A 12,243-nucleotide genomic window follows, 5' to 3' on the forward strand; every position below is an offset into this window, starting at 1 on the left:
TTACTCCTTTTTCTCTCAACTTATAGGCTAGTTGATTCGCTCTCTCGTTTAACTCTTGATAAGTTAATTCATTTTCTTCAAATACAACAGCTTTTGTTTCAGGAGATTTCTTAACTTGTTCTTCAAACTGAAAATGAAGCGTTTCATCTTGCGAAAACATTACTTTAGTCCCGTTGAATTTCTTCAATATATTATTTTTCTCCAACTCTAATATAATTTCAACTTCTCTCAGAGGTATATTGGGATCAATAGAAAGTTGATCAATAATATTAATCAAATGATTTAATAGATTAGAAACATAGAAATTATTATATACTTCAACATTGTAAGTAAGCTTTACTGTAAATAGGTCAATAACGGAGCAAATTAATTCATTATTAAGAAAGCCTTCTATTTCTTGTGGTGAATAATCCCCTTCCCTACAAAAAAAGATCAAATGCCTGTTACTATTACTAGTGAATCCTACCCCTGATTGTTTATCGCAATCTACATTTAATAATAAGTCTGAAAAGGTTTGAACTTTATCGCATTTTAAATTTATATCTGTGCTACTATAATTATTTCCAACAGGTGTAGAAACATCAATAGAGCTAACATTTATCTCATCTTTTCCTAACAGTTTACTTAACAATATAAACCAGACAGTGTGAAATAAAACTTTATATTCAACATTTAATTTTTTTGATAAAGAGTTAAATTTATTGATCAGATCTTTATCAAAATGAAATATAAATTCTCCATATTCATTATTTTTTTGATTTGATGCATTAAAATAGTTATTAAAATTTTTATTTCTTTTATAGTTCATTTATATTCTCCTCGCAGTTTTATAAAAAAATATAGTGTTAATTTTCTTTGTTTCGAGATAATATAAACTCTTTTCTCCCAAAGACTATAGGGAATAATGCTCTATATATATTCAAAATTAAACTAATGGCTCACTAAACATTTTAACACTTATCATAACTAATTTGGAAAAAAAAGATGTTTTTACCTAAAAATGATCATTTAATACTATCTTTTCACTAAAACACCCGAATAATATGTATATAAAATACCAACAAAAGTAAATGAATGATTGATTTATCAAATAAATCTGAATAGTATACTTACTTATAATTAATAAAAAAACAGCCTACTATTAAAGTCAGCTGTTTTAACTATTATAAAATTACAAGAATAATAAATTTCACTTTGATTCACAAGTTGCTGTACTCTCTAGCTTTTTAAATAAGAAATAATACTGCTTAACATTTCTATCGTGAGTGATTGGATCGATCTAAAAATGTCATTACTGCCTCTGTCATTTTTTGTGCTTCTTTTGGCGCTCTGTCTGATCCAAACCATTTGTTCAAGTCACTGTGGCTTAGCGTATGAACCCGAAAAACAAACCGAGAGCCTTTATCATGGTTCAGTTTTTCTGCAAATCGGTACACCTCAGGATTTTCCCAGCCTGTGACCAAATAGACAGGCGGTACATTCGCTTGATTCATATAAGTGACAGGTGATGCCTTTGTCCAGTTCTTCTCTTGTTTGCCAAAGACTTTTTTGTACGATGGGATGGCTTGTATAAATTGATTGAGGTTTAACGGTCCGTCTAGAACAACAATGGAATTGATCGATTTTGGCGACAGCCCCACACGTTTTAAGTAGGTCGAATCCGTTGCAACCAATGCCGTCAAATGACCGCCCGCTGAGTGACCCATGACATTGATTTTTGATGAATCGATTTGATATTCATCCGCATGATCCTTGACCCATTTAATGGCGTTTGCCGTATCATCTGCCATCTGCTCATAGTTGGCATTAGGGTGAAGCCTGTAATTCATTGAAACAAACACATACCCTTGACCTGTAAAATAATCAGCCTTTGAAGCGACTCTATTCTTATCGCCGCCTGTCCAGCCTCCGCCATGGAGATAGATCATGACTGGATGCTTCTTCTTTTTGTCTTCATCTTTGCCCTTTGGCATGTACATATCGAGTGTTTGCTGTTTGTTTTGTGTGTCTGCGTAATGGATGTTTGTTGTCGGCTTAGGCTGGTTGAAACGGAACACAAAGAATGCGCATACCAATAAACCAGCGATGACCGCCGCAAATAAGAGCCATTTCATGATTCGATTCAATGTCATTGCACCTTTCTGTGTTGGGATGAGGGAGCACGAGTAGCAGATATATAGATATACTAGCACGATTCATTCGATTCATATGGAATGAGCAGAGCGATACAATTGATCAAGTCGTAAGATTCATTATACCCCTTAAAGTGGTGAAATTCATTGATTTGCTCTAGAGGGTTGACATCGAAATCAGGAATTAGCTTCTGGATTTTTCATCTAAAAACCATGTCATAGTCTATCCTCCAAGAGGTTATTGTATAAATGCAATGATTCGTTTTCTTGTTTCCTCATGGTACTGGATATAGGAATGTAATAAAGGATATGATTCAAGGATGTGTTGAAACGCTTTAATTTGAGGGTAATGCTCTTCAAATGACTGACGCAGCACGTTTAACTGTTTTTTCGGTATTCGTTTGTTATCGATCACATAACTTAAGCTTCCTGTTACAAGTGTGAAAAATTCATAAAAATCATCGGACCAAATGCCAGTTTCCTCCTCAAAAGATACGATATCTTCTGGATAAGCGGAATGAAAACAATATTGATAGCGCTGCTTCAAATCATTGATTAACTCTTGTTTATCTTGGCTGGTGTTCATGGATCCACAACACCTTTCTCTCAATGCTTTTAAGCAGGTTAAAATTTAGGAAGAATATAGTCCTTATTATTCAATATTTGTGTAATTTTGAATGAATTCATTTCTAAAATCTTCTGGAAGTTTCTGATTTGGAAATACAACAGAAATCCAATCTAATACAACCTCATTTAAAGTTCTCCACGTTTTTAACGTTTGGCTTTTCATCTGTTCTAATTGATGAATCGCTAGTACTCCAATCTCATAACCCCTTTCGCCATAAATGATCCATTTCGCAGAAGGGGAAATCCATATCACACGTGAAGCAATATTCATTAAACTATCATTTACGCTATCTATCGGATAATCCGTTAAGATATCAAGGTAATCACTTGGTGTTATATTTAAAGGAATTTTCACCCAAGGATAATAACCAAATTCCCGATAGAAATCATTCATACATCTCGAATCATCTAAAGCAGCCATTAGTATGTATTCATCTCTGTGTTTCATAGCTAACCCTTTTAACATCTCCCAGCTATCATCTGATAACAACCAATGAAATTCTTCAAATAAATAATGAGGTTTTTTTGTTTTAAACACTTGATCAGGGAATGTTTTTGTACTGTGAACGAGCGAATGGATAAACGATTGAACCTGTTCAAGTTCTTTTGGATCGGATATAAATAAATTTTTCACTTTATGCTCCTCTCATATCTTTGTATGACTGATGATCATTTCTTTGACTATTTTATCAAGTCATTGATACTCTCCACTTCAAACCTCATGTAACATTACGAATAATTTGATAGCAATTGAGTGAAATATTCATTGAATGTTTTTTGATCCTTCAATAACAGTTCTAACCAATTTGCTAAAACAGGATGATCCAGTGGTTTCCATCCTTCTTCTAATAAAATATTTAGGGGACAATCTTTTTTTGATACCATACCTATTATACAAATTTCCAAATCTCTATCTGCCCAAATCGCCCACTGCAAAGAACGGGATAACCAGATCACTATGTTTGAGTTCGTAATTATATTATCCGCTATGGAACCTTTTGGGTGCGTCCATAGTGCATTTATATAGTCCTCATCTGAAATGTTCACACTCGTTTTCAGCCAATTGTAATAACCAAACTCCTTCAAAAAGTAATCAACTGGATCTGGCTTAAGGACAGCGGTCAAAAATTCTCTATCTTGTGTTACATTTAATAACTCTTTTATGGTTGGTAAAATATCATCACTTATTGCCCAATCAAACTCTTGAAACAAAAAACAATCAAAATTCTTACGGAAGACTTGTTGTGGCAGCCTTTTATTTTGATCAAATACATGATCCACTATATTTTGATAGAATCTGAATTCTTTTTCTGAACGAACAAATAAGTGCTCATACTGGTTCAAGCAAAAGCCCCCTTTCTGCCATATTCATGTGATTTCCATTCCTTTTCTAAAACTAATCCATATATCATCAACTTATCAATATATCCCCTTTTCATATAAAAAAAGCACCCTAAACGGATGCTTCAATCAAATGATATTTTTTCAAAATACGATAAGTAATTTCTTTTGCCTCGATTCCGGTGCCTTCGATATTTGTGGCGAAGATGTAGGTTTTGTTTTCATGTTTGATGAAGCCTACGTACCAGCCGATGCCTGAGCCGGAGCCTGTTTTTCCGTATAGGGTGGCGTGTGTCTCTTCTTTTTGGATCATCATTCGTTTGACCGTTCTCATGACAGATAGGTCAAATGGGAGACTTTCTTCATATAGCTGTTTGAGGAAATGGACTTGTTCTACTGGAGTAATTCGTAACGTACTACTTAACCAAAATTGATCGATTCCGCCAGATATGTCTTCGTTCCCATAATGAATGGCTTTCACCCAATGATTCATGCGTTCTTCCCCGATGTCACGTGCCATGGCTTGATAGTACCAGACGACTGAATCTCTCATGCCAGAGCCCAGTGTATGATCCTTATTCCAGTTATCAATTTCTCTTTTTACTCCGTCCCAATATTTGATGTCATATTCATCACTCACTACGCCTGTTTGGAGTCCGATGAGGGCATTGGCCACTTTAAATGTCGATTGTGGGGCAAAGCGCTCGTTCGCTCTTTTTTTGTTATACACCCATGGCGATTTTTCTTTTACTTCTTGGATGACAAATGTGCCTTCCCGGTCTTTCATGAATTCATCTACTGACCACGCTGGAGATGTTCCCTCACTTGATAAAGGCTGGCCGATACAAAGTGCCATCAGCATGATGGCGGAAAACAGCCATTTCATATGCTTTTTCTTCAAAAAAACCGCTCCTTTTCCTATGATTTGTATCGATTGTAGCACGCCTGAGTGATGAGACATAAGGGACGCTTGTCCTCTTTTCTGTCAAATAAAAAAAAGCCGGTTTCATCCGGCTTTCTGGTCATATTAGCTTTCTTTTTTCTCTTCAATGGCCTGCTTCGCAATTTTTGAAATCGTCATATCATCCATTGGCGGGTTATGGAGTCCAGCCCGGATATCTCGATAGTAACGCTGAAGCGGACAGCCGAGGCTTAAGCTTTTTGCACCGACTAAACGCATGGCTTTATCGACCACTTGCAGACTATGATTAACGACTGTATGCTTCACAGCACCGAATTCATTGATTAACAGCTCTCTTTTCTCTGGCTGTTCATACAATGTTGTCGTTGAATAGATGACGTGGCGTGCTTGCTTTAGTAGTAAATCAATTTCGCCAATCAGTGTTTGGACATTTGGCAGATCACTAATCGTTCCGCTGATACTGTTCGGTGAATGGGTGATGGCATACTGAACTGCATAATCTCTTGCCGCTTGAGCAATTCCTAAATAGCAGGAAGGAATATGGGCAATCCAAGGGTTTAACGTACCACCCCGAGGTCCTTTTTGCACTTCAACAAGCATGTCATCTGAGACCTCAACCTGATCTAAGATTAAATCATGGCTTTCTGTTCCTCTCATGCCGACAACATCCCATGTTTCTTCTATAGAAACACCTTCTGTGTCACGGTGAATTAAGAAGAATCCCATCGCCTCTTTTTCTTCGATCCATACGCCGACTAAAAAGTATGTGAGAGCTGGTGACATTGTTGTGAAAATTTTACGTCCATTGATCACCCAGCGATCACCTGATTTAATCGCTGTTGTTCCAGGCTTGCCGCCTCTTGTTGGGCTGCCTGTCTGCGCCTCACTCACAGCACGGTTGACAAGGGCGCCCTTCTTCACTTCTTCCGCAAAGAATTGCAGCTGCTTCTCATTCCATAGTTTCTTTTCATAAATTTCACCTACAACCCCTTGATGCCAGCCGATCGATAAGGCAGTCGCTCCGTCCATACTTCCAAGCGTTTCTTGAAATAGAACCATATCCGTTACAGATTGACCTCCGCCTCCATATTCAGTGGGAAGAGAGAGTGTTGTATATCCCATGTTTACTAATGATTCGATATTCTTTTTAGGAAAATAAGCGCCTTCATCATGTTTTTTTGCGTTTTGTTCAATCGTTTCACGAAGAGATTCCAGCTGATTGAGCCATGTTTTTTGAAAATCGGTATCGACAAATAATGCTTTAGACAAAACGTATCCAACTCCTCTATTTCTCACAATCTATGATATCTTATTTTTCCAATCGGAATGAATAAAACACACTTTACTTATAGGATTTAATGTGTTAAATTTTATCAATATTAAGTACATCTGTCAAAGGAACGTGATGCTTTTATGATCTCAGCTACTAATCTACATAAATCTTATGGGCAGACCCATGTGTTAAAAGGCATTGATTTCACCGTACAAGAAGGTGAAGTGGTCGCAATTATTGGACCGAGTGGATCAGGAAAAACAACACTTCTTCGCAGTTTAAACAGCCTCGACATTCCAGACAAAGGAGAGCTGACTGTAGGAGAAGCCACGATTCAATTTGAACGATATCATAAAAAAGATCTTTTAAAACTAAGGCAGCAATCTTCCATGGTATTTCAGCATTATCACTTGTTTCAAAATAAACGCGCACTTGAAAATATTACAGAGGGATTGATTGTGTCCCAAAATATGTCTAAAAAAGAAGCTGAAAAGGTTGGAGAGCAATTTTTAGCGCGGATTGGACTGCTACACAAAAAGGATGCATTTCCGAGTGAATTATCTGGCGGTCAACAGCAGCGGATTGGAATTGCCCGCGCTCTTGCGATGAATCCTGCGGTGCTTTTGTTTGATGAACCAACGTCCGCACTGGACCCAGAGATGGTCGGAGAAATCCTTGAAATGATCAAAGATATTGCGCGCCAAGGGATGACAATGGTTATTGTGACGCATGAAATTTCGTTTGCAAAGGATGTTGCAGATACGGTGATCTTTATGGCAGATGGGGAAATCGTTGAAAAAGGCTCCCCAGAAGACGTCCTGATGAAGCCTCAGCATGAACGAACAAAACAATTTTTATCTAGGATTCATCGCGGAATGTGGCAAGGATCGGAGGAAGACATATGAAACAAAAGACAGCATTCATGACAGCTGGTGTCCTTCTGTTTCTCCTCTCTCTGATTGGCTGCAGCAGTGTGAAAACAACAACAGAGGATGGAAAACAAATTGTGAAAGTCGCACTGAGTGCAGAGGTCAATCCACCCTTTTTAGCCACAAATGACCGAAACGAACCGATTGGCTATAATATTGATTATTTAAATGAAGTGGAAAAAAGACTTCCGCACATACATTTTGATTACATCTTTGGCGAGGAAGAATCCAATTTAATTGGTGTAGGCGCAGGGAAGTTTGAAATGGCAGCTAATTGGTTTTTCAGTAATCCTGAACGCGAAAAGCGGTTTCTTTATCCTAAAGTTCCGTACGGCTATTCGATGACAGGTTTAATTGTGAATGAATCAAACCAGGATATTCAATCACTTGACGATATGACATCTAAAAAGCTAGCTCCTGTCAGTCCCAGCGGCGGATTGCGTTCCATATTAAATCAATATAATGAAGAACATGATCCAGATATTCCGCTGACAACGATTGAAAGCCCTTCAAACGAACTCAACTTAAAGCGCGTTGAAAGCGGACGGTCTGATGCGGCTTTTATGAATATTTCGACCTTCGATACCATTCAAAAGCATCTGAACCTAAAGGTCAAAGTGGGCGGCATTGTGTCAAAGGAGCCAATCTATCTTGTCTTACAGCCAAGCGAGAAGCAGCTTGCAGCAGATTTGGACCGGGTCACACAAGAGATGATTGATGATGGAACACTGCCTAAGCTTGCGAAAAAGTGGTTTGGGGTTGATTTCTTTCAAGATATTGACTACATCTCAGAGCAAGGCTATCAATATGAAGAAAGGAAGGAAGCATCATGACGTTTACAGCTGGAGATTGGCTGCAAATCTTTTTACAGGTGCTTGAACGCCTGCCACTCACTTTTCTCATTATTGCAGTGTCATTGTTTTTCGCCATCATAATAGGGCTCTTATTTGCATGCATTCGTATTAAACAAATCCCAGTGCTGAAGCAATTGGCTGTTATTTATTTATCTTTTACACGAAGTACGCCATTAATTGTTCAGTTGTTCTTGATTTATTTTGGCCTGCCCCAGCTTTTACTTGTGGCAGGGATTCAAATCAATCATTGGGACCGTGTGCTATTTGTGATGATGACGTTCTCTTTACATACTGGCGCTTATTTATCTGAAGTTTTTCGCAGTGCGTATTCGTCTGTTGGAAAGGATCAGCTGGAAGCCGCCTACATTGTTGGGATGACAGATACCCAGGCATTGATCAGGATCATTATCCCGCAGGCCTTTCTCATTGCCCTGCCAAACCTCGGAAATTACACCATAGATCTCGTAAAAGACACAGCGATTGCCTTTACGATTGGGCTCATCGATATTATGGGACAGGTGAAGATTATCTTAGGGAATAACTACGGAATCGGCATGTTTGAAGTGTATGTCATTATTGCAATTGTGTACTGGCTCATTTGTATGAGCATTGAATTAGTCACCATGCTGCTTGAAAAGAAATTTGTAAAAGGCCGTACCAGTCTGTCACGTTAAGGAGGCGATTTGATGCAAACCATTGATATTCCATTTGCAATTGACCAAATACCACATATTCTAAAAGGCGTTCCTTTTACTTTATTAATTGCACTTGTTTCCATGGCTGTGAGTCTTGTGATCGGATCTGTTTTTGCTTTCATTCGTCTCTTTCGCATCCCTGTACTCAGGCAGCTCGTCACGCTCTACGTCTCCTTTTTTAGAGGAACGCCTCTTATTGTTCAACTGTTCGCTTTCTTTTATGGGCTTCCTTTTGTTCTAACTAGTATGAGCGGCACATTCGGACTGTCCTTTCATCCGGATATGGTCTCCCCATTAGCTGTTGCCCTCATTACCTTCAGCCTGCATTCAGCCGCCCATTTAACAGAGGTAGTCCGGAGTGCACTTCTCGCAGTAGACAAAGGGCAGCTTGAAGCGGCAAAAATTGTAGGTATGACCACAAGGCAGGCGATGCTGCGCATTATTTTGCCGCAGGCATTTGTTGTAGCTTTACCAAACCTAGGCAATCAGCTCGTCCAGCTTTTAAAAGCCACTTCTCTTTCATTTACAATTGGGGTACTTGAAATCATGGGTATTTCCCGGATCATTGCAAATGACGGCTATCAGTTTTTAGAAACTTATCTCGTCTCTGCTTTGATCTACTGGTTGCTGAGCATTTTCTTTGAATTAGCTTTTGCATTATTAGAGAAACGTGTCAGCGTATACGGAAGAACTCTCGGACGTTAAAAAGTCGATCAGGTACAAAAACCTGATCGACTTTTTTATTCACCCTTTTTTGATGTGTTATCAGTTCTTTTGGTGCTGAGCCGAATACGACGACATCCTCTTCTCGCTCTATTAAAACATCTTTTCAATTATCACTATTCAACCACAGCTCTCTTAATCTGATCACATAAAAAAGAGAATGGCATATGCCATTCCCTCTACTATCCTACTTATTCAGCACTGACTAAAATTTTCACTTGATCTTTTTCATTGATTAATGCATGGAATCCATCCTCGATCACATCGTCCAGCTTGATTTTTTTCGTGACGAGTGTGTCTGCAGAGAAATAGCCTTTTCTCATTAAGTTTAATACAGATGGGAATACGTCTCTGTAGCCGATAATTCCTTTTACTGTACGCTCTTTGATGACGATATCATTCGGCATAATTTCTGCGCCTTTTTCCCAAATACTCACAATGACTGTTTCACCTGAAATTCTAGTTGATTGGATTGCTTGCTTCAATACAACAGGTACACCTGTCACTTCAAAAGATACATCGACGCCACCGTTTGTACGGCTAGCAATTTCTTGAACAACATCTTCATACTGAGAAGGATCAACAATGATCGCTCCAAGCTCTTTTGCTTTTTCTTGGCGTTCTTTTGATAATTCAACTGCATAAATATCAGTAGCACCAGCTGCTTTTAATGCTTCAATGACAAGTAAACCAATTGGTCCGCAGCCAAACACAGCTGCTGTATCCCCAGCTTGTACTTTACTAGAACGAACCGCATATAAAGCAACTGCAGAAGGCTCGACAAGCGCGCCTTGCTCATATGAGATTTCGTCTGGTAATAAATGAAGTAATTCTTCATCGACTGATACATATTCAGAGAAGCCACCGCCGCCTCCGGCAAGTCCTAAAAAGCCCATGTTTTCATCTAAGTTATAAGCACCTTGATGCCCGTGAGTTGCAAAAATAGGTTCAACAACCACTCGATCGCCTACTTTGTAATTGCTCACACCTTCTCCTACTTCAACAACCTCGCCAGAGAACTCGTGTCCCAGCGTAATAGGTGCTTTTTCTTTTGTAAGTGGATGAGGTTCATTCACAGGAATGAAGATCGGTCCGCCCAAATATTCATGTAAATCACTACCACAAATGCCGCACCATTTTACTTTAAGTTTCACTTTTCCTGGAGCAACTGTTGGTTCATCAATTTCCTCTAGTCGAATGTCCTTTTGATCGTGCCAGCGTAGTGCTTTCATTTGTAAGACTCCTTTTCTCATCAATTTAATTAACTTACTTAAATAATGATAACATAATTTTTTTAATTTTCTAAGTAGGATGCACTATTTTTTTGACAGTCAATGGACGAAAGATGACAAAACATAGCAATAGACAGATCAGAAGCATACATATACACCCAATGATGACGGAGATTCTAATCGATAAAATATGAGCGAGTCCGCCGAATATTCCTGTCATGGTCATCGTTAGAATGGCTTCAACCAAAGCATAAAAGCTGGCTACCCTCCCCATCACCTCTACCGGGATATTTGTTTGATAGAACGTCATAAAGCCTGTATTCGCAAAAGCTAAAAAGAAGGCTAAAACAAAAAATCCCACGGCGGCTGCAACTAGTGTGCTGGAAAACGCATAAAAGAGATAGCCAAACGCCACAAACAAACTGCCGATCCCAAGCATCAGCGAAACTGACAGCCTCTCGACAATGACCGAATTAAGACTTGCACCTGCGATGATACCTGCTCCAGCTATACTGACAAGAAGGCCGTATTGTGTATCAGTCAGCATCAGTACTTCTTTTGCAAAGGCTGTTTCAAGTGAGTCTATGGCCGTAGGAAGGACCGATATCGCCGCACTAAATAATAAATATACCGCCATGATCTGGCGTGACGTCAGACTAAATCGCAAAACAAGCTTTGCATCCTCTTTTAACATTGAAAGGGAAAATCCCTTTTGGCCAGCATCTGTTTTGAGCAAATTCGGTAAACACATCGTTAACAGAGCAGATATCAAAAGGCAGAACGCATTTACATAAATTGAAAGAACAGGCGTCCCGATGAGAAAAAGCAGACCTGCTGCTGCGGGTCCAAGTAAAAATCCACCGGATTGTAATAAAGAGCGAATGGCATTAAACCGTTTTCGGTTATCGGCCGAGATGAGTCCTGTCATATACACCATCGACGCTGGATGAAACATCGCTTGTGCCATCTGTATGAAAAACACCATGACATACAGAATGAGCAGATGTCCTGAAAATAAGGCAAAGGGGATGCATGCAATAAGCAGAGCACGGGTAATATCTAAACTGATCATCACATTCCGCTGATTTAGCCTGTCAATCAAACTGCCAGACCAGCTATTGGTCAAAAGAGCAGCCGCAGGTCTTAGCAAATAAACTGCTGTTACAGCAAGGACAGAGCCCGTTTCTTGAAAAATAAGCAGATGGAGGGCAATCATATAAATCCATTCTCCTATGTTTGCAATCCCGATGGCTCCAAGTAAAATACTCATATCCCACCATTGTTTTTTCATCATGATCCCCCCTATTTGTCATAAAAAAATCCCGCCCCCAAGACATTTCTGTCTTGAGGACGGGATTTACTCCGCGTTGCCACCTCAGTTCATTCATCTGTTGCCAGATGAACCTTAGCGGGTATCATACACCCTTCTCTGTAACGGGAGAAGTTCGCTGCACCACCATCCGACGGAATCCGGTGCAGAGCTAAGAGGCTTGGTTCCATCATACTTCCCAGCTC

General features: G+C 39.2%; 14 protein-coding genes. 4 read left to right on the forward strand and 10 right to left on the reverse strand.

The annotated features are described in order from the left end of the window. The 7 genes from ACLGGR_RS14405 to ACLGGR_RS14435 form a co-directional block, all read right to left on the reverse strand. On the reverse strand, nt 1-808 hold an 808-nt coding region (locus tag ACLGGR_RS14405; RefSeq protein WP_410973327.1), incomplete at its 3' end, for an AMP-binding protein. Between the two features lie 448 nt (nt 809-1,256). Then, complete coding sequence (locus tag ACLGGR_RS14410; protein WP_410973328.1) at nt 1,257-2,132, reverse strand: alpha/beta hydrolase; 876 nt, start codon at nt 2,130-2,132, stop codon at nt 1,257-1,259. A gap of 238 nt (nt 2,133-2,370) precedes the next feature. Then, nucleotides 2,371-2,718, reverse strand: a complete 348-nt coding sequence (locus ACLGGR_RS14415) for a YxiJ family protein (RefSeq protein ID WP_410973329.1) — start codon at nt 2,716-2,718, stop codon at nt 2,371-2,373. Between the two features lie 66 nt (nt 2,719-2,784). Beyond that, entirely contained in the window at nt 2,785-3,393 is a 609-nt protein-coding gene (locus ACLGGR_RS14420; RefSeq protein WP_048238958.1) for a hypothetical protein, read from the reverse strand. A 95-nt stretch (nt 3,394-3,488) separates the two neighbouring features. Then, nucleotides 3,489-4,103 (reverse strand): hypothetical protein, encoded by a 615-nt coding sequence (locus ACLGGR_RS14425; RefSeq protein ID WP_410973330.1) that lies wholly within the window; start codon nt 4,101-4,103, stop codon nt 3,489-3,491. A 109-nt stretch (nt 4,104-4,212) separates the two neighbouring features. Continuing rightward, entirely contained in the window at nt 4,213-5,001 is a 789-nt protein-coding gene (blaBPU, locus tag ACLGGR_RS14430; RefSeq protein ID WP_410973331.1) for a BPU family class D beta-lactamase, read from the reverse strand. A 126-nt stretch (nt 5,002-5,127) separates the two neighbouring features. Next, a complete protein-coding gene (locus tag ACLGGR_RS14435; protein WP_410973332.1) occupies nt 5,128-6,291 on the reverse strand; it encodes an acyl-CoA dehydrogenase family protein in 1,164 nt (387 codons plus the stop codon). Nucleotides 6,292-6,435: 144 nt separating this feature from the next. On the opposite strand from ACLGGR_RS14435, the gene ACLGGR_RS14440 reads away from it, so the two are divergent. From ACLGGR_RS14440 to ACLGGR_RS14455, 4 genes are read left to right on the forward strand one after another with little or no spacing between them, the layout of a single operon-like run. Further along, a complete protein-coding gene (locus tag ACLGGR_RS14440) occupies nt 6,436-7,200 on the forward strand; it encodes an amino acid ABC transporter ATP-binding protein (protein ID WP_410973333.1) in 765 nt (254 codons plus the stop codon). Then, nucleotides 7,197-8,057: an amino acid ABC transporter substrate-binding protein gene (locus ACLGGR_RS14445; protein WP_410973334.1), complete on the forward strand. Its 861-nt coding sequence runs from the start codon at nt 7,197-7,199 to the stop codon at nt 8,055-8,057. Before ACLGGR_RS14440 ends, ACLGGR_RS14445 begins: the two co-directional genes overlap by 4 nt. Beyond that, a complete protein-coding gene (locus ACLGGR_RS14450; RefSeq protein WP_048238962.1) occupies nt 8,054-8,752 on the forward strand; it encodes an amino acid ABC transporter permease in 699 nt (232 codons plus the stop codon). Before ACLGGR_RS14445 ends, ACLGGR_RS14450 begins: the two co-directional genes overlap by 4 nt. 12 nt (nt 8,753-8,764) lie before the next feature. Beyond that, nucleotides 8,765-9,478 carry an amino acid ABC transporter permease gene (locus tag ACLGGR_RS14455; protein WP_410973335.1) on the forward strand — a complete coding sequence of 238 codons (714 nt, stop codon included), beginning with the start codon at nt 8,765-8,767 and terminating at the stop codon, nt 9,476-9,478. A 209-nt stretch (nt 9,479-9,687) separates the two neighbouring features. On the opposite strand, the gene ACLGGR_RS14460 is transcribed toward ACLGGR_RS14455, so the two are convergent. From ACLGGR_RS14460 to ACLGGR_RS14470, 3 genes are all read right to left on the reverse strand, one after another. Beyond that, complete coding sequence (locus ACLGGR_RS14460) at nt 9,688-10,728, reverse strand: 2,3-butanediol dehydrogenase (RefSeq protein ID WP_025092841.1); 1,041 nt, start codon at nt 10,726-10,728, stop codon at nt 9,688-9,690. Between the two features lie 70 nt (nt 10,729-10,798). After that, complete coding sequence (locus tag ACLGGR_RS14465; RefSeq protein ID WP_410973336.1) at nt 10,799-12,019, reverse strand: MFS transporter; 1,221 nt, start codon at nt 12,017-12,019, stop codon at nt 10,799-10,801. 89 nt (nt 12,020-12,108) lie between these two features. Then, the gene (locus tag ACLGGR_RS14470) at nt 12,109-12,231 is read right to left on the reverse strand and encodes a hypothetical protein (RefSeq protein ID WP_285846165.1); all 123 of its coding nucleotides are present in this window, start codon (nt 12,229-12,231) and stop codon (nt 12,109-12,111) included. Nucleotides 12,232-12,243 lie beyond the last annotated feature (12 nt).

It is taken from the genome of Bacillus sp. BD48 (genome assembly GCF_046566805.1).
Classification (GTDB): Bacteria; Bacillota; Bacilli; order Bacillales; family Bacillaceae; genus Bacillus; species Bacillus safensis.

Excerpts from the sequence above, each read along its gene's own strand:
- ACLGGR_RS14410 (WP_410973328.1), bottom strand. The coding sequence starts at position 2,132 with ATGACATTGAATCGAATCATGAAATGGCTCTTATTTGCGGCGGTCATC.
- ACLGGR_RS14415 (WP_410973329.1), bottom strand. The coding sequence starts at position 2,718 with ATGAACACCAGCCAAGATAAACAAGAGTTAATCAATGATTTGAAGCAG.
- ACLGGR_RS14440 (WP_410973333.1), top strand. The coding sequence starts at position 6,436 with ATGATCTCAGCTACTAATCTACATAAATCTTATGGGCAGACCCATGTG.
- ACLGGR_RS14445 (WP_410973334.1), top strand. The coding sequence starts at position 7,197 with ATGAAACAAAAGACAGCATTCATGACAGCTGGTGTCCTTCTGTTTCTC.
- ACLGGR_RS14450 (WP_048238962.1), top strand. The coding sequence starts at position 8,054 with ATGACGTTTACAGCTGGAGATTGGCTGCAAATCTTTTTACAGGTGCTT.
- ACLGGR_RS14455 (WP_410973335.1), top strand. The coding sequence starts at position 8,765 with ATGCAAACCATTGATATTCCATTTGCAATTGACCAAATACCACATATT.
- ACLGGR_RS14460 (WP_025092841.1), bottom strand. The coding sequence starts at position 10,728 with ATGAAAGCACTACGCTGGCACGATCAAAAGGACATTCGACTAGAGGAA.
- ACLGGR_RS14465 (WP_410973336.1), bottom strand. The coding sequence starts at position 12,019 with ATGAAAAAACAATGGTGGGATATGAGTATTTTACTTGGAGCCATCGGG.
- ACLGGR_RS14470 (WP_285846165.1), bottom strand. The coding sequence starts at position 12,231 with ATGATGGAACCAAGCCTCTTAGCTCTGCACCGGATTCCGTCGGATGGT.